The sequence below is a fragment of the Streptomyces sp. NPDC001231 genome, from assembly GCF_042896885.1.
Taxonomy (GTDB): Bacteria; Actinomycetota; Actinomycetes; order Streptomycetales; family Streptomycetaceae; genus Streptomyces.
On the sequence record NZ_JBIAXS010000011.1, the window covers coordinates 26,042 to 51,601 of the forward strand.

Sequence of the window (25,560 nt, forward strand, 5' to 3'; positions counted from 1 at the left end):
GGGGGTTCCGGGGGACGCCGTCATCCGGCCCTCGTTTCCGCCCCCGCTCCGTCGAGCCGGTGCCACAGCGCGTCCACGAGGTGCTCCAGCGACTCCTCGTCCTCGCCGGGGAAACGGCCGGAGGTGGCCAGGAACACGGCGTTGAGCAGCTGGTCCACGGCGAGGCCGCCCCGCTCCCGGCTGTTGCGCAGGAACCGGTCGACCAGCTCGTCCGCCCGGGCGGAGTTCGCCGACCCCTGCGCCGCCTCCCTCAGATGGGCCGTGATCATGTCGACCAGCTGCGAACGGTCCGGGTCCGGCATCCGGAGCCGCAGACAGCGGCGGAGGAAGGCGGGCGGGAACTCGCGCTCGCCGTTGGAGGTGATCACCACGATCGGGAACGCCCGGCACTTGACGACGCCGTCGGCGACCTCGGCGCTGCGGTGCGGATCGTCGGTCATCACCGTCACCCTGGGGTGCAGACGCCGGGCCCGGACCAGTTCGGTGATGGGGTACTGGCCTTCCTCGAAGACGCCGAGCAGGTCGTTGGCCAGGTCCTGGTCGCTCTTGTCCAACTCGTCGATCAAGAGCACCCGGGGAAGCTCGTAGGGCAGCAACGCTGTTCCGAGCGGGCCGAGTTGGAGGTAGTCGCCGATCCCGGGAAGGCCTTCCTCACCCGGTGTGCGGCCCTGCGGAGCGCCGTGGCCCGCGGCGTCCGTGGCGGCCCTGCCGTCCGTGTCGTACGGCCGGTGCGCGGCGCGTAACGCCGCCGAGTCCTGGACCCGGCCGATCGCGTCGTACTCGTAGAGCCCGGAGCGCAGCGTGGTGCGGCTGGTGATGTGCCAGCGCAGTACGCGGCCCAGCTTCAGCTCGCGGCTGATGCGATAGGCGAGGGACGACTTCCCCGTGCCGGGGCGGCCGGTGACGAGCAGCGGCCGGCGCAGCAGCAGGGCCGCGTTGACCATGTCGGCCTCGCGCCTGAGCTGGTCGGAACCCGTGGATAACGCCGAGACGCGGCCCAGCCGGCGCTCGATCTCCTCGTCGTCCGCCGGGGGCGGGTCGACCACGGGACCGCCGGTGAACCGGCGCCAGGGCGGCGGGGGCGGCAGGAGCTCGTCGAGGCTGGTGTCGTACAGGGGCTGCCCCGTACCGCGGTAGATCCACCACCGCTGGTCGGAGGCGCCCCGGACCGCACCGTCGGGCACGGGGCCCGCGGTGCCGTTCGCGTGCGGCCTCGGTGGACCCCCCGCCACCCGGTCGCCGTTCGGACGCGTCCCCCCGGATGCGCCGTCCTCGGGAAGCATCTCGTCCTACCCTCCCCCCTGCGCGGATGAATCCGCCGCGTCTGACCGACCGCTCGGTAGGCGGTACGGGTCGTCCCAGAGCAAAGCTGCGTGGCGACCGAGCGTAGAGGAGCCGCCCCCAGCAGGATCCTCGCCCCCGGCCTCTATGCGCAACGACCTGAGAGCGTCGGGTAGTCGGTGTATGCCCTTGCGGGAGGAGAGTTCCCGCAATTCGTCCCGAAAGGCTGGATCGACTCCCCCGCGCCGGTCCCAGACGACGATCGGCACACCCGCCCGCAGGGACTCACCCAGCTCATCGACCCCGGGGCCCCCGTCGCCGCCGCTCCCGGGCGGATCGCTGAGGACCACCATCACCGGCTGCGGCTCGGTGAGCAGATGGGCGCGGCCCTCGTCGGGGAACCAGTGCACGGGCCCTCCGCAGGCGGTCACCAGGGCGTCCCAGCGTTTGGCCCAGCGTCCATGCGTGTCCGCGCGTTCCATCCTTTCGAGGCTGCGCAGTACCACCGGGTGGTCCTCCCCGAGGGCGCCGTCCGCGCCGTGGAAGCCCTGTTTCGCCCATCTCTCGACCGGCAGGTCCAGCAGGTCCCTGGGCAGCAGGAACTCCAGGGTCAGGTCCTCCTTCCAGAAGTAGGCCCAGCCCGTCTCCGCCTCCTCCACCAGCGTCTTCACCCGCTCGGGCAGATCGGCCAGATCGACGCGCACGTCCCCGCCGCGCACCGGGTACGGCTCCGGTCCGTCGATCTGCCACCAGTACGACAGGAGCCGCTCCCCGCTGTGATCGGGGTCGGGCAGGGGGCGCAGCCGGACCAGCAGGCAGGCGCCGGGCGCCCAGACGGCGTCCGCGGCGTCGTCCTCCGGCAGCGGGACGGAGGCGGCGGCCGGCACGCCGGCCGGACGGGTGGTCACGTCCGTGGCCACCGGGGCGCTGCCCGCCCCGGAGACCAGCAGATCGCCGCCGGCCCGGGCGGCGACGGGCACCGCGGCGGCACTCGCCCTGGCCGTGGCCGTGGAGGCGGCCGTGGTCTGCGCGCCGGCCCCGACCGGGTGCGCGGCCGGCGCACCGGGATACATGTCGGGGCGGATCAGGTGCTCCTCCACCCACTCGAACAGATCCTGCTGCTGTTGGCCCTTGGCGTAGTGCGCGAGGCGCTCGACCAGCAGGACGCAGGGCAGCGGTTCGCCGGGGCGGGCGTTGAACGTCGCCGCGTGCAGCACCGCCGACCACGGCTCCGCGCAGTGGACCGGCAGCGGATCCGGGCGCCCCAGGGCCTCCCGGAAGATGCCCGGGACGTCCAGCACCTCCAGACCGCTGAGCAGGGACATCAGCCGTTCCCAGCTCTGCGGTGGGAAGAGTGGCACCTCCGCGAGCGCGATGGCGGTGCGCACCCGGCCCATGTGCCGGGTCTCGCCCTCCAGCGTCGAGACCACGCTGCCCAGCACCTGGATGCCGTCCGGATACGGCATCACCTCCCTGAGCAGGATCAGCAGCGAGAACCGCCGCCGGCTGCTGTCGGGCAGGGCGATCGTGACCCCCAGCGCGCGGCCCACCTGGCGGGCGCACTCCTGCAGCAGTCCGGACTCCTCGAAGCACGGGACGGCGTCCAGCGCGTCGAGCAGCACTTTGGGCGGCCCCCAGGCCCCCTGGGCGAGCGTCACGGAGCCTCACCCCCCGCGGTGGTGGGCCACAGTTCGTCGATGAGTTCCAGCACGGCACCCGCGGGCGCCGAGTCGTCGTCCAGCAGCCGCAGGGCGTCGATCAGGGCCTGCCTGCCGTCGCGGTGGTCGGCGCAGGCCTGGACGACGTAGAAGAGCTGGAGCCGGGGGCGGGGGCTGGTGCGGACGGCGCGGCGGATGGGGGCCGGCAGCAGTCGGCGCAGCGCCGCCGCGTCGTCGTCCTCGACCTGAGGCACGTTCAGCAGGGCATCGGCCAGGGCGAACTGGCTCTTGTCGGACGGCGGTTCGGGGGACATCCGCGGGGCGGGCAGCCGGGGCGGCACGAGGGCCGGGGCCAGCGCCGGCCACAGGCGGGCCGCCGACTCCAGCGGGAGCATCCAGGCCACCTTGGCCTGCCGGTCGGTGTAGGCGGCGGTGACCAGGCCGACGACCCGCCGCGCCGCCGGATCCCATACGCCGGCTCCGCTGAACCCGCGTTCCACCGGGACGCCCGTCGTGCCGAGTCCCTCCAGCTGGACCCAGTCCCGGTGCGGCCCGCCGCGCCCGGTCAGGCGGGCGGAGGACCACAGGCCGTCGGGCGCCCCGGCCGGGTGGCCGTACACGCCGACCTCGCGCCGGTCGGGCTCCCCGCACGGGCCGAGCCGCGCCGGAAGCACGTCGGCGGGCGGCGACCAGTCCGTGCTCAGGACGGCGAGATCCCCGTCCGACCCGCCGGCCAGCGGACCGGGAAACCAGCCGTCCGGCACGACGGCGGCCTCACCGGCCTCGACGTCCGGCCGCCCCGGAACGTCCACGACGACGGACCCCCGCGGCACGCCCCCGGCTTGCCCGCCGACCGCCCCGAGGGCCGACGCCACCACGTGCGCGCAGGTCAGTACGGTGTCGGGCCGTACCAGAACCCCGGCCCCGTGCACGGACCCGCGCGCCGACAGAACGCGTACCCGCCCCAAGGGCGACGCGCCCGTCATCTCCCCGTTGACCACTGCCACGTCCCTTCCCCCGCGTGCGGCCGTCGTACCGGACGGCTCCCACCTGTGAACCAGCGTACGAAGCGCATGCGCCCGGTACACGGGTCATGCGTATCCCGGAGCTTTACCGGTTGTGCCTTGGGCGAATCATCGGTTCACGGGCGGGCGCGCGGCGTCACAAGGGGGCGCACACCCGGATCCGTCAACCGTCTCCTGCCCCCACCACACCCCGGCACCCCCGTGGCGCGCCCGCCGATCCGGCACGGGCCCGCCGGACTGTGCTAGAGTTTTGGTGTTGCAGTTGTGGTACCCATGAACCTATGTGCGCCTGACGGGAATGTTTCTCCTGCAGGCGCATTATTTGTTTTCCGGCATCTCCGGATGGGGCCTCTGCCTACAGAAGGAGAAAGTCATGGCACAGGGAACCGTGAAGTGGTTCAACGCCGAAAAGGGTTTCGGCTTCATTCAGCAGGACGGCGGCGGCCCGGACGTCTTCGCCCACTACTCGAACATCGCGACCCAGGGCTTCCGTGAGCTCCAGGAGGGCCAGCGGGTCTCCTTCGACGTCACGCAGGGCCAGAAGGGCCCGCAGGCGGAGAACATCGTCCCCGCCTGATCGCCGGGCGCGTATCTGCTCACCGGGGTCGGCACCGACATGGTGCGGACCCCGGTTTGTGCTGTTTCGAGGAAGGCAGACCACCCACCGCATGTCCCGCAGATCCCAGAAGCCGAACAACCGACGCGCCTCGTCCCGCCCGTCGCCGTCCTCGTCGCCGTCGTCGCCGAGGGAATTCCGGCTGCCGGAAAGTACGACGCCCGCTCTTCCCCCCGTCGAGGACTTCGCCGGTCTGGACATGCCCGCGGGGCTGCTGAACACCCTCACCGCGCAGGGCGTGACCGCGCCCTTCCCCATCCAGGCCGCCACGCTCCCCAACTCCCTCGCCGGCCGTGACCTGCTGGGACGGGGTCGTACCGGCTCCGGCAAGACCCTCGCGTTCGGGCTGGCGCTCCTGGCCCGTACGGCCGGACTGCGCGCGGAGCCCAAGGCGCCCCTCGCCCTCGTGCTGGTGCCCACCCGTGAACTCGCCCAGCAGGTGGCGGACGCGCTGACCCCGTACGCGACGGCGGTGAACCTCCGGCTGGCCACCGTCGTCGGCGGGCTGTCCATCACCAAGCAGGCCGGTGCGCTCCGGCGCGGCGCCGAGGTACTCGTGGCGACCCCCGGCAGGCTCAACGACCTCGTGGAACGCGGGGACTGCGTGCTCGACGGCGTACGCATCACGGTGCTGGACGAAGCCGACCAGATGACCGACATGGGCTTCCTGCCGCAGATCACCAAGCTGATCCAGCAGGTGCGGCCCGACGGACAGCGCATGCTCTTCTCGGCCACCCTGGACCGCAACATCGACCGCCTGGTGCAGCGGTTCCTGACCGACCCGGTGGTGCACTCCGTGGACCCGTCCGCGGGAGCGGTGACCACCATGGAGCACCATGTGCTCCACGTCCAGGACGAGACCGACAAGAAGGCGGTCACCACGCGCATCGCGGCGCGTGACGGCCGCGTCATCCTCTTCCTCGACACCAAGAGGTCCGCCGACCGGCTCGCCAAGCGTCTCCTCGCCGTCGGTGTCCGCGCGGCGGCGCTGCACGGGGGCCGCTCCCAGCCGCAACGCAACCGCACCCTCGAACAGTTCAAGAACGGCCAGGTCACCGCGTTGGTGGCGACGAACGTCGCGGCCCGGGGCATACACGTCGACGACCTCGACCTCGTGGTGAACGTCGATCCCCCCACCGACCACAAGGACTACCTCCACCGGGGCGGCCGCACGGCTCGCGCCGGCGGCTCCGGCAGCGTGGTCACGCTGGTCCTGCCCGACCAGAAGCGGGACGTCACCCGGCTCATGTCGGACGCGGGCATCCGTCCCCGGACGGCGAGCATCAAGTCGAACGACGAGGAACTGGCCACCCTCACCGGAGCCCGCGAGCCCTCCGGCGTGGCCGTCGTCATCGAGGTACCCCAGCCCACGCCACCGACGGCGTCCCGCCCGGCCCGCAAGAGCGGCACCGAGCCCGGCCGGCGCTCCGGCCGCCGACGCCGCAACAGCGGCGGAACCGGCCCGGCGACCGGCGCCGCCACCGACACGGGCGCCCGCAACCGCCGTGCCCCGGCCGGGGCGGCAGCGGCCGGTACGGCCACCGGCACCTCCGCATCCGGCGGCCGCGGTTCCACCCGCCGAGCGGGAGCAGGCGGGGCCGGTGCGGTGAGCCGGGCGGGAGCCGGCGGGGCCGGTGCCGCCGGCCGGTCGGGATCCGGTGGGGCCAAGGGCGGTGCCGCCGGCACGGGCGGCCGCGGTTCCGACGGCCGGTCCGCGACGAGCTCCGTCTCCGGCAAGTCAGTCCGTGTCCCGGGCCGCCGCCCGGCGACGGGAGGAGCCACACGCGGCTCTTCCGGCACGGGTGGCCGTGGCTCGTCCGGCGCGGGCGGGCGCAACTCCTCCGCCACCTAGTACGGAGTACCCGGTACCGCATCAGGGACGACGTTCGCAGCCGCGTCCGGACCGGGTGACCGGTCGCGGCTGCGGGCGCCGACCGCATGCACACCCTCCGGACGCGTCCGCCCGAGCCCTTCGAAACCCTGGCTCAGGGCCACACCAGGCAATACGGCTGATGCCCCGCCTCATGCAGCCGGTGCGAGAAGTCCTGCCACTCGTGCAGCAGCTGGTACACGTTGAACGCGTCCCGCGGACCGCCGCGGTCCGGGACCGTGGACCAGATGAAGGCGGCCGCGCCGACCGCTTCCTCGCCGATGTCGCGCAGGGGGTCGACCGCGGTCGTCGGGAGTTTCACGACCGCGTAGTCGGGGTGCAGGACGACCAGCTCAAGCGGCGGCACCTTGTGCAGGGGCACGCCCTCGATGCCGGTCAGCACCATGGCGGCCATCGTCTCCGGCTTGATCTTGGTGAACATGCCGCCCATGCCGAGCTCGTCGCCGCCGAGTTCCTCGGGACGCATCGAGATCGGGACGCGGGCCGCCGTCGCGCCGTCGGGCGCGCCGAAATACTTGTACGTCACCCCCACCCGACCACCATTCCTGCTCCCTGCTCCCAGCAGCTCGGCCCGGCCCTCGCCTCGCCGGTCGGTCCGCTCGGACTCACTCGGTACATCCCGTGCCTGGCGTGCTTCGCTCGCTTCCTCAGCGTCGCGCCGGTGCCTTCCCCGCCGGGCACGACGAGGACCCAGGCCGTCAGTCCCCTCGCCCAGTCCGCCACCGCGATGCATATCTCCACCCGACTGCTTTTCTAGGACGCGTGGCCCCCGCCGCGCAACCCGATCATCGTGTCAGTGACCTCCCCCGCGGCCGCCCGCCGAAACGTGCGCCGAAACATCTGCCCGCGGGTTCCGGGCGGTCCCCGACACGCCCCTTCGCTTGTTCATACGTACGCGGAGCCCAGTTTCGCAGATGGGCCGCTCCGAATCCTCGAATCCGCCGCTCGTCGTACCCGGATCCGGCCGGACCCGGCCGCTCCGCCCCGGGTCCGCCGCCGTCGCTGGCCTACCCTGAACAGGTCACTGCCCACCGTATTCGGAGAACCCCCGAGAAGTCGGAGAAGTCGCAGGTCATGAGCGAACTGCCATATCCCTACGAAGCCCCTGTCTCGCAGGCGCTGTTCGACCGTGCGGCGGCCGTCACGCCCGGCGGCGTGAACTCGCCGGTGCGCGCCTTCCGAGCCGTGGGCGGCACGCCCCGGTTCATGGTCTCCGGCAGCGGTCCGTACCTGAACGACGCCGACGGGCGGGAGTACGTCGACCTCGTGTGCTCCTGGGGTCCGATGATCCTCGGGCACGCGCACCCCGAGGTGATCGCCGCCGTGCAGGAGGCGGTCGCGCACGGCACGTCCTTCGGGACGCCCGGTGAGGGCGAGGTCGCCCTCGCCGAGGAGATGGTGAACCGGGTCGGCCCGCTGGAGCGGGTGCGGCTGGTCTCCAGCGGGACCGAGGCCACCATGTCCGCGATCCGGCTCGCCCGCGGCTTCACCCGGCGGTCCAAGGTGATCAAGTTCGCCGGGTGCTACCACGGGCACGTCGACTCCCTCCTCGCCGCGGCCGGGTCGGGGGTCGCCACCTTCGCCCTGCCCGACACCCCCGGCGTCACCGGCGCCCAGGCCGGCGACACGATCGTGCTGCCGTACAACGACCTCGAAGCCGTGCGCGCCGCCTTCGCCGCGCACCCGGGCGAGATCGCCTGTGTGATCACCGAGGCCTCGCCGGGCAACATGGGCGTGGTGCCGCCGCTGCCCGGGTTCAACCAGGGACTCAAGGACCTCTGCGGCGAGAACGGTGCCCTGTACATCTCCGACGAGGTCATGACGGGCTTCCGCACCAGCCGGGCCGGGTGGTACGGCGTCGACGGGGTCGAGCCCGACCTGATGACCTTCGGAAAGGTGATGGGCGGCGGATTCCCGGCCGCCGCGTTCGGCGGGCGCGCCGACGTCATGGCGCACCTCGCCCCCGCCGGGCCCGTCTACCAGGCCGGCACCCTCTCCGGGAACCCCGTCGCCACCGCCGCCGGGCTCGCCCAGCTGCGCCTGCTCGACGACGCCGCGTACAGCAAGGTCGACTCCGTCTCGCAGCAGATCCAGGCCATGGTCTCCGAGGCGCTGACCAAGGAGGGCGTGGCGCACACCCTGCAGAACGCCTCCAACATGTTCTCCGTGTTCTTCACGGACCGTCCGGTGCGCGACTACGAGGACGCCAAGGCGCAGGAGTCGTACCGCTTCACCGCGTTCTTCCACGCGATGCTGGCGAACGGCGTCTACCTGCCGCCCTCGTCCTTCGAGTCCTGGTTCGTCTCCACCGCGCACGACGAGACGGCACTCCAGAGGATCGCCGACGCCCTTCCGGCGGCGGCCCGTGCGGCGGCGGAGGCGACGGCATGAGCGACGCCCCCGAGAAGAGCGGCCGGGACGACATCACCGTCGTCCACCTCATGCGGCACGGCGAGGTCGAGAACCCGGACGGGATCCTGTACGGGCGGCTGCCCGGCTACCACCTGTCCGAGCTCGGGCGGGAGATGGCCGAGCGGGTCGCCGAGCACCTCGCCCCCCGCGACATCACCTACGTCGTCGCCTCCCCGCTGGAGCGGGCGCAGGAGACGGCGACGCCGATAGCGAAGGCGCACGGACTCGACATCGCCACCGACGAGCGGCTGATCGAGGCGGCCAACGTCTTCCAGGGCAAGACCTTCGGCGTGGGCGACGGCGCGCTGCGCCGGCCCGCCAACTGGAAGCACGTGGTCAACCCGTTCAGGCCGTCCTGGGGCGAGCCGTACATCGACCAGGTGGTGCGCATGATGGGCGCGCTGAACGCGGCGAAGGACAAGGCGCGCGGACACGAGGCGGTACTCGTCAGCCACCAGCTGCCGATCTGGATCGTGCGCTCCTACGTCGAGCGGCGGCGGCTGTGGCACGACCCGCGCAAGCGGCAGTGCACACTCGCCTCGCTGACGACGTTCACCTACCGGGGCGACCGCATCGTCTCCGTCGGCTACACCGAGCCGGCCCGCGATCTGGTGCCGGCCCATCTCCTCGCGGGCGCCAAGCCGGTGAAGGGGCAGGGCAAGGCGTTCGGCGCGTGAAGAAGGACGCGTAAGGACGGGAAGGGCACGGGCGGAACCGCAGGGTCCCGTCCGTGCCGCGCTCTTCCTGTGCGTTCGTTGTGAAATTCATATCGACTCGCGGAACCCCCGTGTTCGTCGCCGCCTCTGAGTGAGTGACCACCAGCGGCAGTGACGAATCGGGGATCCCATGCGCACCTTCTCCCGAAGGGGACTACTCGGCCTCGGCGCGGGGGCCGCGGCCGCCGTCGGGCTCACGGGCTGCGGCAGCGTCAAGTCCTCGGACCCGGGCCGCCCCGGCGCTTCCCCCAGCGCGAGCGCGCCCAGCCCGCGTGCGCGTACGGCACCCCCCGCCCGCCTCATCGGCGACGGCTCGACCTCGTTCACCGGCAAGCAGCCGCACCAGCCGGCCGCGCCGGTCCCGCTGGAGCCGGGCGAGACCCCGCCGCAGTTCGTCGTCTTCTCCTGGGACGGGGCCGGCGAGGTCGGCAACGGGCTGTTCCCGCGCTTCCTGGACCTGGCCAGGCAGCACGAGGCGCACATGACCTTCTTCCTCTCCGGGCTCTACCTGCTGCCGGAGTCGAAGAAGCGCCTGTACGACCCGCCGAACAACCCGCGCGGCGCCTCCGACATCGGCTATCTGACCGACGACCACGTCAAGGCCACGCTCACCAACGTCCGCCGCGCCTGGCTCGAGGGCCACGAGATCGGTACCCACTTCAACGGCCACTTCTGCTCCGGCCACGGCTCGGTCGGGGGCTGGACGCCCAAGCAGTGGCACAGCGAGATCGACCAGGCCAAGGCGTTCGTGAAGGAGTGGCGGACCAACACCGGCTGGACCGATCTGCCCGCACTGCCCTTCGACTACGACAAGGAACTCGTCGGCGGCCGCACCCCCTGCCTGCTCGGCCAGAACCAGCTGCTGCCCACCGCCCGCGCGCTCGGCTGGCGCTACGACGCCTCCTCGCCCGGCGGCCGTCAGGTCTGGCCGGACAAGCGGCTGGGCATCTGGGACCTGCCGTTGCAGCAGATACCCTTCCCCGGACGCCGGTTCGAGGTCCTCTCGATGGACTACAACATGCTCGCGAACCAGTCCGTCAACTCCACCAACGCTCCCGCCCACAACCACCCGGGCTGGCGCCGGCAGTCCGCGCAGGCCTACATCCAGGGCTTCAGGCGGGCATACGAGACAAACCGGGCGCCGTATTTCATAGGCAACCACTTCGAACAGTGGAACGGCGGCATCTACATGGACTCCGTCGAGGAGGCCTTCAAGCACATCGCGCGGGAGAAGGAGAAGGGCGCCGACGTGCGCATGGTCTCCTTCCGACAGTTCGTCGACTGGATGGACGTGCAGAAGCCGGAAGTACTGACCAAGCTGCGCACCCTCGACGTCGGGCAGCGGCCGGCCGGTGGCTGGAAGGAGTTCCTCGGGGGCGCGGACAGCGCTGGCACGCCGAGCACGGAGGACCCCTCGAAGGCGGCCTGAAATGCACTTTTCCGGCCGTGAGGGGGGTGCGCAAGATCCTCGGAAGGGGCATGCGAAACTTTTCACATGAGTGCCGTCAGTCGTGCCCCCCAGTGCTCGAACCGGGCGAACCGCACGCCCCGTCCGCACCGCACGCGTTCGAGCCGTGTCCGTGGCCGCGCCGCCCTGCTCGCCGCCGGGGGCGCCGCCCTGGCACTCGCCCTGTCCGCCTGCGGCTCCGGCGGCACCTCCGGCGGCTCGGGCAACACCAACTTCATCACCGGCGCCGACGGCATCGCGACGGTGCCGAAGGGTGACCGCAAGCCCGCGCCCGACCTGTCCGGCAAGACCCTCGAGGGCAAGCAGCTCGACATGAGCGCCTACAAGGGCAAGGTCGTCGTCCTGAACGTCTGGGGCTCCTGGTGCTCGCCGTGCCGCGCCGAGGCGCCCAACCTGGCGAAGGTGGCCAAGGACACCGCCGGCAAGGGCGTGCAGTTCGTCGGCATCAACACGCGCGACACCAGCACCCAGCCGGCCCTCGCGTTCGAGAAGCAGTTCGACGTGTCGTACCCGAGCCTGTACGACCCGACCGGCAAGCTCATGCTCCGCTTCCAGAAGGGCACCCTGAACCCGCAGATGATCCCCACCACGATCATCGTCGACCGGGACGGGAAGATCGCCGCGCGCGCCCTCCAGGCGCTCAGCGAGGACAAGCTGCGCAAGATGCTCGACCCGGTCGTCGCGGAGAAGTGAGCCGCCGTGCTACTGGCCGCAGCCACTGATCCCAATCAGACGGTGTTCAGCGGAGCCCTGCTGCTCGCGCTGCCCATCGCCGTACTCGGCGGGCTCGTCTCGTTCTTCTCGCCCTGCGTCCTGCCGCTCGTCCCCGGCTATCTCTCCTATGTGACCGGGGTCACCGGCACGGACCTGGCCGAGGCCCGGCGCGGACGGATGGCCGTCGGCGCAGCCCTTTTCGTCCTCGGCTTCACCGTGGTCTTCGTCTCCGGCGGGGCGCTGTTCGGGTTCTTCGGGCAGACCCTCCAGGACTACAAGGGCACCCTGTCCAAGGTGCTGGGCGTGCTCATGATCCTCATGGGCGTCTTCTTCATGGGCCTGATGCCCTGGCTGACCCAGCGTGAGTTCCGCTTCCACACGCGCCCCACCGCGGGCCTTTTGGGCGCACCCGTCCTCGGGGCCCTGTTCGGAGTCGGCTGGACCCCGTGCATCGGCCCGACCCTCGCCTCCGTGGTGGCGCTCTCCTCCGCCCAGGCCAGCGCCGGGCGCGGCGCCCTGCTGACCGTCGCCTACTGCGCGGGCCTCGGCATCCCGTTCGTGCTCACCGCGATCGCCTTCCGCAAGGCGCTGGGAGCCTTCGGCTGGGTCAAGCGCCACTATGTCTGGGTGATGCGCGTCGGCGGCACGATGATGATCGTGACCGGCGTGCTGCTGCTGACCGGCGCCTGGGACCGGCTGGTGCAGGAGATGCAGACGTGGTCCACCGGCTTCACTGTGGGGATCTGATCCATGAGCAAGACGCCAACCAGTACGACGGACGACGAGACCCCGGTGGTGGTGCCGCCCGGCGAAGACGACCTCGGCGCCGCCGGGTCCCAGCTGTCCACCGCCCCCGCCGAGACGTCCGTCCCCGGCTCCTTCGGCGGCAACCGGGCGCCCGGACTGGCCGGCCGGCTCGCCTGGACCTGGCGGGAGACCGTCGGCTGGGCCCGCTGGTTCTGGCGGCAGCTCACCTCCATGCGCGTCGCGCTGATGCTGCTGTTCCTGCTCTCCCTCGGCGCCGTCCCCGGCTCGCTGATCCCGCAGAGCGGCACCGACGCGCTGAAGGTCGAGACCTTCAGGCAGACGCACACGACGCTCGCGCCCGTCTACGACAAGCTCGGCCTGTTCCACGTCTACAGCTCGGTGTGGTTCTCCGCGATCTACATCCTGCTGTTCGTCTCCCTCATCGGCTGCATCGTGCCGCGCACCTGGCAGTTCGTGGGCCAGCTGCGCGGCCGGCCGCCGGGCGCCCCCAAGCGGCTGAACCGGCTGCCCGCGTACACCACCTGGCGCACCGCCGCCGCCCCCGAGGAGGTCCGCGAGGCCGCGCTGAAGATCCTCAAGCAGCGCCGCTTCCGCGCCCTCCCCGACGGTGACGCCGTCGCCGCCGAGAAGGGCTACCTGCGCGAGGCCGGCAACCTCGTCTTCCACATCGCGCTGATCGTGATGCTGATCGCCTTCGCCTGCGGCCAGTTGTACAAGACCGAGGGCAACAAGCTGATCGTCGAGGGCGACGGCTTCGCCAACACCCTCACCCAGTACGACGACTTCAAGTCCGGCAACCTCTTCAACGACGACGATCTGGTGCCCTTCAGCTTCAACCTGAAGAAGTTCACCGGCACCTACGAGCGCACCGGCCCGCAGAAGGGCACGCCGCGCGTGTACCGGGCGGACATCACCTACAGCGTGGGCGCCCACGGCAAGGAGCAGAAGGCCAGCGTCTCGCCCAACCACCCGCTGAGCGTCGACGACGCCCGGGTCTACCTCGTCAGCCACGGCTACGCCCCCACCGTCACCGTCCGGGACGGCAAGGGCCAGGTGGTCTACCACCAGGCCGTGCCGCTGCTGCCGGTCGACTCCAACGTCACCTCGCAGGGCGCGATCAAGGTGCTCGACGGCTACAAGAACGCCCAGGGCAAGTCCGAGCAGCTCGGCTTCTCCGCGTTCTTCGTGCCGACCTTCGCCGGTGCCGGCAAGGGCACGATGTTCTCCCAGTTCCCGGCGCTGGACTTCCCCGTCCTCGCGCTGACCGGCTACCACGGAGACCTGGGCGTCGACGCGGGCGTCCCGCAGAACGTCTACCAGCTCGACACCAAGAACCCGAACCTCAAGCAGTTCAAGGACGCCAAGGGCAACCCCGTGGCCGCCCGGCTGCTGCCCGGCGAGACCATGACGCTGCCGAACGGCGCCGGCTCCATCACCTTCGACAAGGACATCAAGGAGTGGGCCGGCTTCCAGATCGTGCAGCAGCCCGGCACCGGCTGGGCGCTCACCGGCGCGCTCGCCGCCATCGCCGGACTGGCCGGCTCCCTGTTCATCCAGCGCCGCCGCGTCTGGGTGCGCGCCGTGCGGGGCGCCGACGGCGTGACCGTCGTAGAGATGGCGGGCCTGGGCCGCAGCGAGTCCGCGAAACTCCCCGAGGAGCTCGGCGACCTGGCCGCCCTCGTCCACGACAAGGCGCCCGCACAGGCCGACGCCGACCCCAACCGGGAGCCGGACGCCGGCACCCCCGTACCCGCCGAAGGGGCTGAGGAGAAATGACTCTCGCCGCCGCGACCGAGCTAGCCACGGCGTCCAACGAAAACCTGGCCAGCATCAGCAATACGCTGATCTACTCCGCGATGGCCGTCTACACCCTGGCCTTCTTCGCGTACATCACCGAATGGCTCTTCGGCAGCCGCAGCAAGGTGGCCCGCACGGCCGCCGCGCTGACCGCCAAGGACGGCGCGGCCAAGGCGCAGGGCCCGGCGGTGACCGTGAAGTCCGCCGGGGGCACCGCCGTGCTGGAGCGCCCGAAGGTGGTCGTACGGTCCGCCGCCGGAGCCCGCGACGTGCCCGACGGGCCCGGCGCGCACGGCGGCGACGAGAAGGGCGACCTGTACGGCCGGATCGCGGTGTCCCTCAGCGTCCTCGGCTTCCTCCTCGCGTTCGGCGGCGTGATCGCCCGCGCGGCCTCCGTGCAGCGGGCGCCGTGGGGCAACATGTACGAGTTCAACATCACCTTCTCCACGGTCGCGGTCGGCGTCTACCTGCTGCTGCTCGCGCTGAAGAAGAACGTGCGCTGGCTCGGCCTGTTCCTGACCACCACCGTCCTGCTCGACCTCGGCCTCGCGGTCACCGTGCTCTACACGGCGAGCGACCAGCTGGTCCCGGCCCTGCACTCGTACTGGCTGTACATCCACGTCTCCACCGCGATCTTCTGCGGCGCGGTCTTCTACGTCGGCGCGGTTGGCACCCTGCTGTACCTGTTCAAGGACTCCTACGAGAACAAGCTCGCCTCCGGCGGGAAGCCCGGCCGCTTCGCGACCTCCGTCCTGGAGCGGCTGCCGGCCTCGGCGTCCCTGGACAAGTTCTCCTACCGCATCAACGCCGCCGTCTTCCCGCTGTGGACGTTCACGATCATCGCGGGCGCGATCTGGGCCGAGTCCGCCTGGGGCCGCTACTGGGGCTGGGACCCCAAGGAGACCTGGTCCTTCATCACCTGGGTCGCCTACGCCTGCTACCTGCACGCCCGCTCCACGGCCGGCTGGAAGGGCCGCAAGGCCGCCTACATCGCGCTGATCGCGTTCGGCTGCTGGCTGTTCAACTACTACGGCGTGAACATCTTCGTCAGCGGCAAGCACTCGTACTCGGGCGTCTGACCGGCCCCTCGGCGACACTGGTGTCATGACCGGTTCCATCGAACAGGGCACCAGCCGGATCCACGGGAACACGCACCTCCTCACCTTCCTGGTACGGCTCCCCAGACCCATGGAGCAGGTCTGGCCGGAGCTGACCACACCGGAGGGCCTCGCGCGCTGGTTCACCGGTGCCGACGAGCTGGAACCCCGGCTCGGCGGCGCGGTGAGCCTGCGCGGTCTCGGCAGCGGGCGGATCACCGCGTGGGACGTGGACCGGGTCGCCGAGTACACCGTGGAGGGCGGCGGCCGCATCCGCTTCCACCTGGAGCGCGACGGCGCGGACGGCTCCGTGCTCCGCTTCACCCACGAGTTCCGGGGCGAGACGGAGTCGGAGCCGCGCTGGCGAGCCCGCTTCGAACGTCTGATCGAAGTTGTTACTCGCTGATGAAGTAGTCACTCGCCAATGTCCTCGCTCCACAGATCCGGGTGCTTCCCGGTGAAGTCCCGCATCAACGCCACGCACTCCGCGTCGTCCAGGACCACGATCTCCACACCGTGCTCCGCGAGCCAGTCGTGCCCGCCCCGGAACGTGGCCGCCTCACCGACGACCACCCGCGAGATGCCGAACTGACGGACCAGGCCGCTGCAGTACCAGCAGGGCGAGAGGGTCGTCACCATCGTCGTACCGCGGTACGAGCGCTGCCGTCCCGCGGCGCGGAACGCGGCCGTCTCCGCGTGCATCGACGGATCGTCGTCCTGGACGCGACGGTTGCGGCCGCGGCCGAGCAGGATGCCGTCGGCTCCGTAGAGCGCGGCTCCGATGGGGATGCCCCCCTCCGCCAGCCCGGCGCGGGCCTCGGCGAGGGCGGTGGCGAGCCATGAGCGTGCCTGTTCCTGATCCATGCCCTCACTGTGCTGACGCGCGCGCCGCACGGCAACGGCCGGCGCCCGCCCCCGGAAACCGCGCGCGCCGCACTCTGTACCCTGACTCGATCATCGCCGCACGCGCGGCAGTCGGCCCCGGTGGGTGGGAGGGAACGGTCATGGTCGCTGCTCCGGTTCTGGAGGAGCTGCGGGACGTCTGCCAGCCGCAGACGAAACTGGCGAGCCGCAACGGCGAGCACTGGGCGGGCCGCCTGTACATGCGGAGGATCTCGCTGCGGTTCACCCGGCAGCTGGTGCGCACGCCGGTGACCCCGGACCAGCTGACCTGGACCATGGTGGTGTGCGGGACGGCCTCCGGCGCCGCGCTGCTGATCCCGGGCCTGACCGGGCCCGTCCTGGCCGTCGTGCTGATGCAGCTGTTCCTCCTCTTCGACTGCGTGGACGGCGAGGTCGCCCGCTGGAAGGGCCAGAACAGCGCGGCCGGCATCTACGTCGACCGGCTCGGCGCCTACCTCGCGGACGCCGCCCTGATGGTGGGCGCCGGCTTCCACGCGGCCCGGTCCGGCTTCGGCGGCTGGGTGTCGCTGGGCCTGGCGACCGCCCTCGGCGTGGTCCTGCTGAAGGCCTCCACCGACCTGGTCGACGTGGCCCGGGCCCGGCGCGGGCTGGCCGTCGCCGACGACGAGTCGACCCGGCCGCGCTCGCAGGGCGTGGCCACCGTGCGCCGGCTGGCCGCCGCGTTCAAGATCCACCGGGTGACCAACGGCATAGAGGCGTCCCTGCTCCTGCTGGCCGCGGCCATCGGCGACACCGTCACCGGCGGCGCCGACGTCACCCGCTGGGCGCTGATCGCCCTCGCCACCATCACCTGGGTGATGGTCCCGGCCCACCTGCTGTCGATCCTGTCGTCGTCCCGGCTGCGCTAGAGCCTGTCCGGCGGACCGAGGCACAGGAAATCGGCGGTCGCTGCCAGCCTGGATGTGCTTCGCCGGCGAGGAGCGCGGCGCACCGGCTGTACGTCGGTGGGCCCGGGTCCCTCCAGGTGACGAGCGCCCCATCGCTGCACAGGGCGCCCGCATTCTCGGTGAACACGTCACCGGCCACCGAGGGCCCCGGCGGGTTCTGGTCCAGCCACCAGCCGCCGAGCACGAGGGTGCCGTGCCGGCGGACCCGGACTCGGGGCGCGGGCGGCGGCGCCGACCATGTACGCGGCTCCTCCGGCGGGTCGGGCGAGGGGTCGTGCGAAATGGGCGTCGGTGTGTCCGCCGGTGAATCCGCCGGTGTGGAGGAGGCGGGCGGCGATGTACCGCCGGAACCGGCCGCCGGGCCCATCGGCGCCACGGTCACGGTCACCGTGGCCCCGATCACGGCGGCGAGCAGCGCACCGACGAGCCCGACCCGGATCCCGCCGGGACGTCCCCCAGGGCCGGCCGCCGTGGGAGACCGCGGACCTGCGCCGGCACACCGGCACTCCGGGGCGCTACGCGCCCAGCAGCCCCAGGATCCGGTTGACCGCCTCGACCACAGGCCGGCCCACGGTTCCGACCGTCGCGGCGATGCCGGCGACGGCCATCAGCGCCCGGTGCCGCTCCTGCGGCGGCGCGGCGGGATCGGCGGTGATGTCCGGAACGGAGTCGTCGATGGTCCTGGCGCTGGCCGCCGGCACGCTCTCGCGCAGCTCCGCCAGGTGCTGGAGCAGCTCCCGCACCGCCGTTTCGAGTGCGGGGGACGCGGCCGTCGCGCCGGCGAGCGGCGCCTGGTTCCTGACGATGCCGGTGTTGCCCTGGCCCCCGTGCATGTTCACGTTGTCGCCGAAGTAGTAGTTGTCCCCGCTCATGCGCTGATCCCCACGTTGCCGGTGCCGCCGAACATGTTCACGTTGTCGCCGAAGTAGTAGCTCCTGGGATTGACCATGATGCTGTCCACCCGCACCTGGAACTCCGTCTCGGGATTCTCGATCGCGTGGACGATGCTGCCGACGAGCCCGTCCAGTTGCTCCCGGTGGCTGCTGGTCACCACCGCGACGGACGGGCCGGACGTCTCGACGGCCAGGACGTACTGGTCGGTCGCCGACAGCACGGACAGCAGCTCCACCGCGCTGACGACCAGTGCGGCCGCGGCACCGATCCAGACGAACGTGATGATCCCGCCGGCCGCGTCCCGGCTGGCGATGCTCGTGATGCCGCCCAGGATCGTGAGGGTGAACGCCACCGACAGGATGATCGCCAGGCGCTTGAGGAAGAGCAGCGTGGCGTCCTTGCGCCGGGGCGTGATGGTCAGGGTGTGCACCCGCGTGATGTTCTGCAGCGGATAGGCCGCTCTGCCCACCCACAGCAGCCTTTTGCCGACCCGCAGTTCGATGGCCCGCAGAGAGGGTGGGACGGCGGGCGGCGGCGGGATGTCGAAGTGCCCCGGCGGTTCGGCTCTGTCCATCGGTCCCCCTGGAGTACGGCTGGTGCCCCGTTACTGGGCGAAGACCATTAACTCCGTACCGTGTCCTGGGTGCAAGCCGGTAATGACCGTCAACTGTGTGGCAGATGTGGAGAGTTGGCGAACAGGGGCGGCTCGTCGCCCCGGTGGCGCCTCAGCTGCTCTTCGGCTCCTCGCCGTTCTCCTTGCGGCGCAGTTCCTCCTCGCGGCGGCGCAGATCGGCCTCCCAGTTCTTCAGCAGGTCCTCGTCCTTCTTGTTCTCCTCGGCGAGGGACTTCAGGAACGCGGGGTTGTCGTCCGGGGCGACGTACTCGAGCCGCTGGTTGCGGTGCCACTCCGAGGGCGTGCGGCCGTTCGCCGGGGGGCGGCGGTCCTTGCCCGCGGCGAGCCAGACGATCGGGCCGACGACCCAGAAGAGCAGGATGATGAAGACCCAGGCGACCTTGGGAAGGTGCTTGGCCTCGTCCTCTGGCGTGTTCAGGCAGTCGATGAACGCGAAGATCGTCAGTGCCAGCGGTACGACGTAGAGCAGCAGCACCCTGAGCATGCGAGAAGCCCCCTGGAAAGCGGTGGAGGGGCCCTGCACCGGCCCCGTGACGGGGCCAGGGTAGCCGCTCGGGGATACTGGACCCCATGGCGTACGACGATCTTCGTTCCTTGCTCAGGGCGCTGGAGCGCGAGGGAGACCTCAAGCGCATCAAGGCCGAGGTCGACCCGTATCTGGAGGTCGGTGAGATCGTCGACCGGGTACAAAAGTCGGGCGGCCCCGCACTGCTCTTCGAGAGCGTGCGCGGCTCCGCCATGCCCTTGGCCATGAACGTCTTCGGGACCGACCGGCGGCTGCTGAAGGCCCTCGGCCTGAAGTCGTACGGCGAGATCTCCGACAGGATCGGCGGGCTGCTGCGGCCCGAGCTGCCGCACGGCTTCGTGGGCGTGCGCGAGGCGTTCGGCAAGCTCGGCGCGATGACGCACGTACCGCCGAAGAAGGTGAAGTCCGACAACGCTCCCGTGCAGGAAGTGGTCCTGCACGGCGACGACGTCGACCTCGACGCCCTGCCGGCCCTCTTCACCTGGCCCCAGGACGGCGGCTCCTTCTTCAACCTGGGACTCACCCACACCAAGGACCCGGAGAGCGGCGTCCGCAACCTCGGGCTGTACCGCCTCCAGCGCCACGACAAGCGCACCATCGGCATGCACTGGCAGATCCACAAGGACAGCCGCAACCACTACCAGGTCGCCGCCCGGCGCGGGGAGCGGCTGCCGGTGGCGATCGCCTTCGGCTGCCCCCCGGCCGTGACGTACGCGTCGACCGCGCCCCTCCCCGGCGACATCGACGAGTACCTGTTCGCCGGGTTCATCGCGGGCAGGCGGATCGAGATGGTCGACTGCAAGACCGTCCCGCTCCAGGTCCCGGCGAACGCCGAGGTCGTCCTGGAGGGCTGGCTGGAGCCCGGCGAGATGCTGCCCGAGGGGCCGTTCGGCGACCACACCGGCTTCTACACCCCGCAGGAGCCCTTCCCGGCGCTGACCATCGACTGCGTGACGATGCGCAAGCGGCCCCTGCTCCAGTCGATCGTCGTGGGCCGCCCCCCGACGGAGGACGGGCCGCTCGGCCGCGCCACCGAGCGCTTCTTCCTGCCCCTGCTGAAGATCATCGTCCCGGACATCGTGGACTACCACCTGCCCGAGGCGGGCGGCTTCCACAACTGCGCGATCGTCTCGATCGACAAGAAGTACCCCAAGCACGCCCAGAAGGTGATGCACGCCATCTGGGGGGCACACATGATGTCGCTGACCAAGCTGATCGTCGTCGTCGACGCCGACTGCGACGTGCACGATCTGCACGAGGTCGCCTGGCGGGCCCTCGGCAACACGGACTACGCCCGCGACCTCACGGTCGTGGAAGGCCCCGTCGACCACCTCGACCACGCCTCCTACCAGCAGTTCTGGGGCGGCAAGGCGGGCATCGACGCCACGAGGAAGCTGCCCGAGGAGGGCTACACGCGGGACGGCGGGTGGCCGGAGATGGTCCTCTCGGACCCCGACACGGCCGCCCTGGTGGACCGCCGTTGGAAGGAGTACGGCCTGTGAGCTCGGCGTCCGCCGCGATCCCGCAGCCGGGACGCACCAAGGCCTTCCTGCGCCTGGTGATGATCGAGCACTCGATCTTCGCGCTGCCCTTCGCCTACATCGCCTCCCTGACCGCGATGTACGACTGGGACAGGACCATCCACTGGGGCAGGCTGCTGCTCGTCACCGTGGCGATGGTGGGGCTGCGCACGTTCGCGATGGCCGTCAACCGGATCATCGACCGGGAGATCGACGCCCGTAACCCGCGCACCGCGCAGCGCGAGCTAGTGACCGGCGCGATGTCGGTGCGGCACGCCTGGACGGGCGCGCTCATCGCGCTCGTCGTGTTCCTGGCGGCCGCGGCCCTGCTCAACCCGCTCTGCCTGGCCCTCGCCCCCATCGCGGTGATCCCGATGGTGGTCTACCCCTACGGCAAGCGGTTCACGAACTTCCCCCAGGCCATCCTGGGCCTGGCCCAGGCGATGGGCCCGATCGGCGGCTGGCTGGCGATCTCCGGCAGCTGGTCCTGGGAGGCGGTGATCCTGGGCCTGGCCGTCGGCATCTGGATCGGCGGCTTCGACCTCATCTACGCCTGCCAGGACGTGGAGACCGACCGCGAGATCGGCGTGAAGTCGGTCCCGGCCCGCTTCGGCGTCCCCGTCGCCATCTGGGGAGCGCGGGCCTGCCACTTCGTCACCGCCGCGCTGTTCGTCTGGTACGCGGTCGCCACCGGTGCCGGCGCCTTCTTCTGGCTGGGCCTGGTCGTCGTCGCGGGCGCCTTCGTCTACGAGCACACGATCGTCCGCCCGCACGACCTGTCCCGCCTCAACCGGGCGTTCTTCAGCGTCAACGGGTTCATCGGAATCGCCCTTTTCGTGTGCGCGCTGCTCGATCTGCTGGTGCGCGGTCTCACGGTCTGATCCCTCGCGGTTTGGATCATGAGCACCGACGGATAGGCTCGACACATGAAGCCAGGAGAAACGCGGCGCGCGCCTTGGATCGTGGGGGTGTCCGGAGCGTCCGGTACGCCGTATGCGGCCGCTGTGCTGCGTGCGCTGCTCGACGCCGGACAGAGCGTCGACCTGGTGGTCAGCCGGGCCTCGCGACTCACCCTGCTCGACGAGACCGGCATCTCCTTCCGGGACGCCCACTGGGGGGACGACCTGCGTGAATGGCTGTCCCTCGGCGCCGACGGCAAGCCCGGCACGTTCGACGTGGACATCACCGGGGTGCGGCACTGGAGCGCCGGTGACCTGGCGGCCGGTCCGTCCTCGGGGTCGTACCCGGCGAAGGGCATGCTGATCGTGCCCGCCTCGACGGCCTGTGTGGCGGGCGTCGCCCTCGGGCTGTCCAAGGATCTGCTGCAACGGGCGGCGAGCGTGACCCTCAAGGAGGGCAGGCCGCTGGTCGTGGCCGTACGGGAGACCCCACTGAACGGCCAGACGCTGCGGCACCTGGTGGCACTGGACGACGCGGGCGCCACCGTCCTGCCCGCCTCGCCCGCCTTCTACGCCGGGGCGACGCACATCCAGCACCTCGTGGACTTCGTCGCCGGCCGGGCCCTGGACGCGGTGGGCGTGCCCCACCGTCTCTACCGTCGCTGGGAGGGCGAACTGGGCGGCGCCCGGCCCGCGTGAGCGTCAGGCGGCGCTCTCCAGCAGTACCAGTACCACTCGACACTTCAGGAACTTTCTTCAGATCTCTCGTCGGATCTCTTCAGTGGAAGGCTTCGATCGCATGGACGCGGTGGACAGGCAGCTCATCCAGGCCCTGAGGGAGAACGGCCGGGCCTCTTACGCGGAGCTGGGGCGCCTCGTCGGCCTGTCGGGACCGAGCGTCACCGACCGCATCAACCGGCTGGAGGCGGCCGGTGTCATCACCGGCTACCGCGCCACCGTGGACGCCGCCTCGCTCGGTCTCGGCGTCACCGCCCTGATCGGCATCTCGCTCTCCGACGCCGCCGACCACGAGGACGTGGCGCAGCGGCTGAAGGACCTCTCCGAGATCGAGGACTGCTGGTTCATCGCCGGCGACGACTCCTTCATGCTCAAGGTGCGCGCCTCGGACGTCGACGGACTGGAGAGCATCATCCGGCGGCTGTCCGGGACCAAGGGCGTCTCCCGGACCCGTACCACCATCGTGCTGTCCACGAAGTGGGAGAACCGGGTGGGTGAGCTGCCCGAGGAGGTCTGATCCTTCAGGCGCGGAGCGCCGTTTGGGGGCACCCCCGCCCGGAGGGTGGGGGAGTACGGTGGTCGCAGTCTTCAGGAAAGAGGTAGAGGCATGGACGTCGGGCTCAAGCGCGAGCTGGAGGAGAAGGTGAGGGCGGGCGTCCGCCTGACCCGTGAGGACGGCATCGCGCTGTACGAGTCGGACGACCTGGCGTGGCTCGGCGGTCTCGCCCACGAGGTGCGCACCCGCAAGAACGGCGACGTGGTGCACTTCAACGTCAACCGGCACCTCAACATGACGAACGTGTGCACCGCGTCCTGCGCGTACTGCTCCTTCCAGCGCAAGCCGGGCGAGAAGGACGCGTACACGATGCGCATCGAGGAGGCCGTGAAGCTGGCCAAGGCGATGGAGTCGGAGAACCTCACCGAGCTGCACATCGTCAACGGCCTGCACCCGAACCTGCCGTGGCGCTACTACCCGCGTTCCCTGCGCGAGTTGAAGGCCGCGCTGCCGGACGTGTCGCTGAAGGCGTTCACGGCCACCGAGATCCACCACTTCGAGACGATCTCCGGGCTGTCCGCCTCCGAGATCCTCGACGAGCTGATCGACGCCGGTCTGGAGTCCCTGACCGGCGGCGGCGCGGAGATCTTCGACTGGGAGGTCCGGCAGCACATCGTCGACCACCGCACCCACTGGGAGGACTGGTCGCGCATCCACCGGCTGGCGCACGAGAAGGGCCTGAAGACCCCGTGCACCATGCTCTACGGGCACATCGAGGAGCCCCGCCACCGCGTGGACCACGTGCTGCGGCTGCGTGAACTCCAGGACGAGACCGGCGGGTTCCAGGTCTTCATCCCGCTGCGCTACCAGCACGACTTCGTCGACATGCAGGATGGCAAGGTCCGCAACCGCCTCCAGGCCCGTACCACCATGGCGACGGGCGCGGAGGCGCTGAAGACCTTCGCCGTCTCGCGGCTGCTCTTCGACAACGTCCCGCACGTCAAGGTGTTCTGGGTGATGCACGGCGTGCAGACCGCGCAGCTCGCCCTCCAGCACGGCGCGGACGACATGGACGGCTCGGTGGTCGAGTACAAGATCACGCACGACGCGGACAACTACGGCACCCCGAACAAGCTGACCCGCGAGGACCTGCTGGACCTGATCCGCGACGCCGGCTTCCGCCCGGTGGAGCGCAACACGCGCTACGAGATCATCCGGGAGTACGAGGGCCCGGACCCGGCGCGCCGCGAGTCGCCGCAGCCGATGCGGGTGTGAGCCCGCGCGTTCCGCGCACCCCGTGATGCCCCGTGACGTCGCCGGCCGGACGGGTACCCGTCCGGCATGGCCACCACGAAGGCGCCCGAGGACGCCTACACCGCCGCGCCCTTCGTGCCCCGGCACGCGGACCTGAACGCCCTGCGCGAGGCGGCCGCGGGCTGCCGGGGCTGCCCGCTGCACCGGGACGCCACGCAGACCGTGTTCGGAGCCGGGGACACCGGCGCCCGGGTCATGCTCGTCGGCGAGCAGCCCGGGGACCAGGAGGACCGGCGGGGCCGGCCGTTCGTCGGGCCCGCCGGGAAGCTGCTGGACCGGGCGCTGGCCGAGGCGGGCATCGACCCGGGCGAGACGTATGTCACCAACGCGGTCAAGCACTTCAAGTTCACCCGGTCCGGGCCCGGCAAGCGCCGTATCCACAAGGCGCCGAGCCTGCGTGAGACGGCGGCGTGCGGGCCCTGGCTGGCGGCCGAACTCATGCTCGTGGAGCCCGAGCTGATCGTGGTCCTGGGCGCGACGGCCGGCAAGGCTCTGCTGGGCTCCTCGTTCCGGGTGACCGAGGTGCGCGGGACGGTGCTGGAGGAGGAGATCCACGGGCGCCGGGAGCGGCTCGTGCCGACCGTGCACCCCTCGTCCGTGCTGCGCGCGGACGACCGGGAGAGCGCGTACCAAGGGCTGGTCTCCGACCTGAAAGTGGCTGGTCGCGCCTTGGTGTAATAGATACCATCGCCCAATGCCCCTTACGTTCACCCTTGATCCCGCCATCGACCCCGCCCTGCGCGACGGCATCCTCGACCTGTGGACCGATGTCACGAACGCCGGCGGAGCGGTCGGCTTCGTGCCGCCCGCGACGCGGGAGGAGATACGTCCGGAACTGGTCAAGCAGTTCCTCGCGCTGGCCGAGGGCCGCGCCCGGCTGCTGGTCGGCCACGACGAGGGGGGCCGGGTCGCCGCCACCGCCTTCCTGACCTTCAACACCCACCGGCTGATGACGCACTGGCTCTGGCTCTACACGGTGATGGTGCACCCGCGTCACCAGGGCCGGGGCTACGGACGGGACCTGCTGGCGGCCACCGCGGACGCGGCCGGCGGCTTCCCGGGCATCGACGCGATCCGGCTCACCTGCCGGGGCGGGCTCGGCCTGGAGCGGTTCTACGCCTCCTGCGGCTACAAGGAGGTCGGGCGGGTGCCCGGCGCCATCCGGGTGGAGCCGGGCGACGACCGGGACGACGTGATCATGCTCCTGCCGCTGACCTGAGGCTTTACCGGTCCTTGGCACCCCCCTGCGTGATCCGGCGTCCGGCGTGCTTCACTGGACGGTGCC

26 protein-coding genes are annotated in these 25,560 nt (G+C 71.1%); 18 read left to right on the forward strand and 8 right to left on the reverse strand.

Annotation, left to right across the window (positions count from 1 at the left end; genetic code table 11):
- Positions 1-20 precede the first annotated feature (20 nt).
- The 3 genes from ACFY3J_RS15325 to ACFY3J_RS15335 form a co-directional block, all read right to left on the reverse strand.
- Positions 21-1,184 carry an AAA family ATPase gene (locus tag ACFY3J_RS15325; RefSeq protein WP_390841022.1) on the reverse strand — a complete coding sequence of 388 codons (1,164 nt, stop codon included), beginning with the start codon at positions 1,182-1,184 and terminating at the stop codon, positions 21-23.
- Positions 1,185-1,289: 105 nt separating this feature from the next.
- Positions 1,290-2,939 (reverse strand): hypothetical protein, encoded by a 1,650-nt coding sequence (locus tag ACFY3J_RS15330; protein ID WP_384176236.1) that lies wholly within the window; start codon positions 2,937-2,939, stop codon positions 1,290-1,292.
- Positions 2,936-3,946: a trypsin-like peptidase domain-containing protein gene (locus ACFY3J_RS15335; RefSeq protein WP_390841023.1), complete on the reverse strand. Its 1,011-nt coding sequence runs from the start codon at positions 3,944-3,946 to the stop codon at positions 2,936-2,938. Before ACFY3J_RS15335 ends, ACFY3J_RS15330 begins: the two co-directional genes overlap by 4 nt.
- Positions 3,947-4,337: 391 nt before the next feature.
- Here ACFY3J_RS15335 and ACFY3J_RS15340 point away from each other — a divergent pair, with 391 nt between their 5' ends.
- The gene (locus tag ACFY3J_RS15340; RefSeq protein WP_023544341.1) at positions 4,338-4,541 is read left to right on the forward strand and encodes a cold-shock protein; all 204 of its coding nucleotides are present in this window, start codon (positions 4,338-4,340) and stop codon (positions 4,539-4,541) included.
- 91 nt (positions 4,542-4,632) lie between these two features.
- Positions 4,633-6,432 (forward strand): DEAD/DEAH box helicase, encoded by a 1,800-nt coding sequence (locus ACFY3J_RS15345; RefSeq protein ID WP_390841024.1) that lies wholly within the window; start codon positions 4,633-4,635, stop codon positions 6,430-6,432.
- Between the two features lie 133 nt (positions 6,433-6,565).
- Here ACFY3J_RS15345 and ACFY3J_RS15350 read toward each other — a convergent pair whose 3' ends face one another.
- Complete coding sequence (locus tag ACFY3J_RS15350; protein WP_225078116.1) at positions 6,566-7,204, reverse strand: hypothetical protein; 639 nt, start codon at positions 7,202-7,204, stop codon at positions 6,566-6,568.
- Between the two features lie 341 nt (positions 7,205-7,545).
- On the opposite strand from ACFY3J_RS15350, the gene hemL reads away from it, so the two are divergent.
- The 8 genes from hemL to ACFY3J_RS15390 all read left to right on the forward strand — a co-directional run bounded on the left by hemL (position 7,546) and on the right by ACFY3J_RS15390 (position 15,849).
- Positions 7,546-8,862 carry a glutamate-1-semialdehyde 2,1-aminomutase gene (hemL, locus tag ACFY3J_RS15355; RefSeq protein WP_390841025.1) on the forward strand — a complete coding sequence of 439 codons (1,317 nt, stop codon included), beginning with the start codon at positions 7,546-7,548 and terminating at the stop codon, positions 8,860-8,862.
- The gene (locus tag ACFY3J_RS15360; RefSeq protein ID WP_384176227.1) at positions 8,859-9,560 is read left to right on the forward strand and encodes a histidine phosphatase family protein; all 702 of its coding nucleotides are present in this window, start codon (positions 8,859-8,861) and stop codon (positions 9,558-9,560) included. Before hemL ends, ACFY3J_RS15360 begins: the two co-directional genes overlap by 4 nt.
- 169 nt (positions 9,561-9,729) lie before the next feature.
- Positions 9,730-11,028 carry a hypothetical protein gene (locus tag ACFY3J_RS15365; protein ID WP_384176225.1) on the forward strand — a complete coding sequence of 433 codons (1,299 nt, stop codon included), beginning with the start codon at positions 9,730-9,732 and terminating at the stop codon, positions 11,026-11,028.
- 66 nt (positions 11,029-11,094) lie between these two features.
- Entirely contained in the window at positions 11,095-11,760 is a 666-nt protein-coding gene (locus tag ACFY3J_RS15370; protein WP_384176223.1) for a TlpA family protein disulfide reductase, read from the forward strand.
- Positions 11,761-11,766: 6 nt separating this feature from the next.
- Positions 11,767-12,528, forward strand: coding sequence for a cytochrome c biogenesis CcdA family protein (locus ACFY3J_RS15375; protein WP_384176221.1), 762 nt, complete (start codon positions 11,767-11,769; stop codon positions 12,526-12,528).
- A gap of 3 nt (positions 12,529-12,531) precedes the next feature.
- Positions 12,532-14,325 (forward strand): cytochrome c biogenesis protein ResB, encoded by a 1,794-nt coding sequence (locus ACFY3J_RS15380; RefSeq protein ID WP_390841026.1) that lies wholly within the window; start codon positions 12,532-12,534, stop codon positions 14,323-14,325.
- Positions 14,322-15,425 carry a c-type cytochrome biogenesis protein CcsB gene (ccsB, locus tag ACFY3J_RS15385; protein ID WP_390841027.1) on the forward strand — a complete coding sequence of 368 codons (1,104 nt, stop codon included), beginning with the start codon at positions 14,322-14,324 and terminating at the stop codon, positions 15,423-15,425. Before ACFY3J_RS15380 ends, ccsB begins: the two co-directional genes overlap by 4 nt.
- A gap of 25 nt (positions 15,426-15,450) precedes the next feature.
- On the forward strand, positions 15,451-15,849 hold the full coding sequence (locus ACFY3J_RS15390; RefSeq protein ID WP_384176216.1) for an SRPBCC domain-containing protein: 399 nt from the start codon (positions 15,451-15,453) through the stop codon (positions 15,847-15,849).
- A gap of 8 nt (positions 15,850-15,857) precedes the next feature.
- Here the strand turns inward: ACFY3J_RS15390 and ACFY3J_RS15395 are convergent, their stop codons facing one another.
- Positions 15,858-16,307 carry a nucleoside deaminase gene (locus ACFY3J_RS15395; protein WP_390841028.1) on the reverse strand — a complete coding sequence of 150 codons (450 nt, stop codon included), beginning with the start codon at positions 16,305-16,307 and terminating at the stop codon, positions 15,858-15,860.
- 140 nt (positions 16,308-16,447) lie between these two features.
- Here ACFY3J_RS15395 and ACFY3J_RS15400 point away from each other — a divergent pair, with 140 nt between their 5' ends.
- A complete protein-coding gene (locus ACFY3J_RS15400) occupies positions 16,448-17,215 on the forward strand; it encodes a CDP-alcohol phosphatidyltransferase family protein (protein WP_390841029.1) in 768 nt (255 codons plus the stop codon).
- A gap of 554 nt (positions 17,216-17,769) precedes the next feature.
- Here ACFY3J_RS15400 and ACFY3J_RS15405 read toward each other — a convergent pair.
- From ACFY3J_RS15405 to ACFY3J_RS15415, 3 genes are all read right to left on the reverse strand, one after another.
- A complete protein-coding gene (locus tag ACFY3J_RS15405; RefSeq protein WP_384176210.1) occupies positions 17,770-18,126 on the reverse strand; it encodes a hypothetical protein in 357 nt (118 codons plus the stop codon).
- Entirely contained in the window at positions 18,123-18,722 is a 600-nt protein-coding gene (locus tag ACFY3J_RS15410) for a DUF6232 family protein (RefSeq protein WP_390841030.1), read from the reverse strand. The genes ACFY3J_RS15405 and ACFY3J_RS15410 overlap by 4 nt, the downstream gene beginning before the upstream one ends.
- Positions 18,723-18,873: 151 nt before the next feature.
- Entirely contained in the window at positions 18,874-19,266 is a 393-nt protein-coding gene (locus tag ACFY3J_RS15415; RefSeq protein ID WP_384176206.1) for a PLD nuclease N-terminal domain-containing protein, read from the reverse strand.
- A gap of 86 nt (positions 19,267-19,352) precedes the next feature.
- Between ACFY3J_RS15415 and ACFY3J_RS15420 the strand changes: the two genes are divergently transcribed.
- The 7 genes from ACFY3J_RS15420 to ACFY3J_RS15450 all read left to right on the forward strand — a co-directional run bounded on the left by ACFY3J_RS15420 (position 19,353) and on the right by ACFY3J_RS15450 (position 25,494).
- Complete coding sequence (locus ACFY3J_RS15420; RefSeq protein WP_390841031.1) at positions 19,353-20,810, forward strand: menaquinone biosynthesis decarboxylase; 1,458 nt, start codon at positions 19,353-19,355, stop codon at positions 20,808-20,810.
- Positions 20,807-21,709 carry a menaquinone biosynthesis prenyltransferase MqnP gene (gene mqnP, locus ACFY3J_RS15425; protein WP_384176202.1) on the forward strand — a complete coding sequence of 301 codons (903 nt, stop codon included), beginning with the start codon at positions 20,807-20,809 and terminating at the stop codon, positions 21,707-21,709. The genes ACFY3J_RS15420 and mqnP overlap by 4 nt, the downstream gene beginning before the upstream one ends.
- 45 nt (positions 21,710-21,754) lie before the next feature.
- Complete coding sequence (locus ACFY3J_RS15430) at positions 21,755-22,426, forward strand: UbiX family flavin prenyltransferase (protein ID WP_384176200.1); 672 nt, start codon at positions 21,755-21,757, stop codon at positions 22,424-22,426.
- A 100-nt stretch (positions 22,427-22,526) separates the two neighbouring features.
- A complete protein-coding gene (locus ACFY3J_RS15435; protein ID WP_141366372.1) occupies positions 22,527-22,982 on the forward strand; it encodes an Lrp/AsnC family transcriptional regulator in 456 nt (151 codons plus the stop codon).
- A 90-nt stretch (positions 22,983-23,072) separates the two neighbouring features.
- Positions 23,073-24,236, forward strand: coding sequence for an aminofutalosine synthase MqnE (mqnE, locus tag ACFY3J_RS15440; protein ID WP_225078099.1), 1,164 nt, complete (start codon positions 23,073-23,075; stop codon positions 24,234-24,236).
- 66 nt (positions 24,237-24,302) lie between these two features.
- Positions 24,303-24,953, forward strand: a complete 651-nt coding sequence (locus ACFY3J_RS15445; protein WP_390841033.1) for a UdgX family uracil-DNA binding protein — start codon at positions 24,303-24,305, stop codon at positions 24,951-24,953.
- Positions 24,954-24,969: 16 nt separating this feature from the next.
- Positions 24,970-25,494, forward strand: a complete 525-nt coding sequence (locus ACFY3J_RS15450) for a GNAT family N-acetyltransferase (protein WP_384176195.1) — start codon at positions 24,970-24,972, stop codon at positions 25,492-25,494.
- Positions 25,495-25,560: the final 66 nt, after the last annotated feature.

What these genes read in the sequence shown, in the direction of transcription:
- ACFY3J_RS15340 (WP_023544341.1), top strand. Translation starts at nt 4,338, where the DNA reads ATGGCACAGGGAACCGTGAAGTGGTTCAACGCCGAAAAGGGTTTCGGC.
- ACFY3J_RS15345 (WP_390841024.1), top strand. Translation starts at nt 4,633, where the DNA reads ATGTCCCGCAGATCCCAGAAGCCGAACAACCGACGCGCCTCGTCCCGC.
- ACFY3J_RS15350 (WP_225078116.1), bottom strand. Translation starts at nt 7,204, where the DNA reads ATGCATCGCGGTGGCGGACTGGGCGAGGGGACTGACGGCCTGGGTCCT.
- hemL (WP_390841025.1), top strand. Translation starts at nt 7,546, where the DNA reads ATGAGCGAACTGCCATATCCCTACGAAGCCCCTGTCTCGCAGGCGCTG.
- ACFY3J_RS15360 (WP_384176227.1), top strand. Translation starts at nt 8,859, where the DNA reads ATGAGCGACGCCCCCGAGAAGAGCGGCCGGGACGACATCACCGTCGTC.
- ACFY3J_RS15365 (WP_384176225.1), top strand. Translation starts at nt 9,730, where the DNA reads ATGCGCACCTTCTCCCGAAGGGGACTACTCGGCCTCGGCGCGGGGGCC.
- ACFY3J_RS15370 (WP_384176223.1), top strand. Translation starts at nt 11,095, where the DNA reads ATGAGTGCCGTCAGTCGTGCCCCCCAGTGCTCGAACCGGGCGAACCGC.
- ACFY3J_RS15380 (WP_390841026.1), top strand. Translation starts at nt 12,532, where the DNA reads ATGAGCAAGACGCCAACCAGTACGACGGACGACGAGACCCCGGTGGTG.
- ccsB (WP_390841027.1), top strand. Translation starts at nt 14,322, where the DNA reads ATGACTCTCGCCGCCGCGACCGAGCTAGCCACGGCGTCCAACGAAAAC.
- ACFY3J_RS15390 (WP_384176216.1), top strand. Translation starts at nt 15,451, where the DNA reads ATGACCGGTTCCATCGAACAGGGCACCAGCCGGATCCACGGGAACACG.
- ACFY3J_RS15395 (WP_390841028.1), bottom strand. Translation starts at nt 16,307, where the DNA reads ATGGATCAGGAACAGGCACGCTCATGGCTCGCCACCGCCCTCGCCGAG.
- ACFY3J_RS15400 (WP_390841029.1), top strand. Translation starts at nt 16,448, where the DNA reads ATGGTCGCTGCTCCGGTTCTGGAGGAGCTGCGGGACGTCTGCCAGCCG.
- ACFY3J_RS15405 (WP_384176210.1), bottom strand. Translation starts at nt 18,126, where the DNA reads ATGAGCGGGGACAACTACTACTTCGGCGACAACGTGAACATGCACGGG.
- ACFY3J_RS15410 (WP_390841030.1), bottom strand. Translation starts at nt 18,722, where the DNA reads ATGGACAGAGCCGAACCGCCGGGGCACTTCGACATCCCGCCGCCGCCC.
- ACFY3J_RS15415 (WP_384176206.1), bottom strand. Translation starts at nt 19,266, where the DNA reads ATGCTCAGGGTGCTGCTGCTCTACGTCGTACCGCTGGCACTGACGATC.
- ACFY3J_RS15420 (WP_390841031.1), top strand. Translation starts at nt 19,353, where the DNA reads ATGGCGTACGACGATCTTCGTTCCTTGCTCAGGGCGCTGGAGCGCGAG.
- ACFY3J_RS15430 (WP_384176200.1), top strand. Translation starts at nt 21,755, where the DNA reads ATGAAGCCAGGAGAAACGCGGCGCGCGCCTTGGATCGTGGGGGTGTCC.
- ACFY3J_RS15435 (WP_141366372.1), top strand. Translation starts at nt 22,527, where the DNA reads ATGGACGCGGTGGACAGGCAGCTCATCCAGGCCCTGAGGGAGAACGGC.
- mqnE (WP_225078099.1), top strand. Translation starts at nt 23,073, where the DNA reads ATGGACGTCGGGCTCAAGCGCGAGCTGGAGGAGAAGGTGAGGGCGGGC.
- ACFY3J_RS15445 (WP_390841033.1), top strand. Translation starts at nt 24,303, where the DNA reads ATGGCCACCACGAAGGCGCCCGAGGACGCCTACACCGCCGCGCCCTTC.
- ACFY3J_RS15450 (WP_384176195.1), top strand. Translation starts at nt 24,970, where the DNA reads ATGCCCCTTACGTTCACCCTTGATCCCGCCATCGACCCCGCCCTGCGC.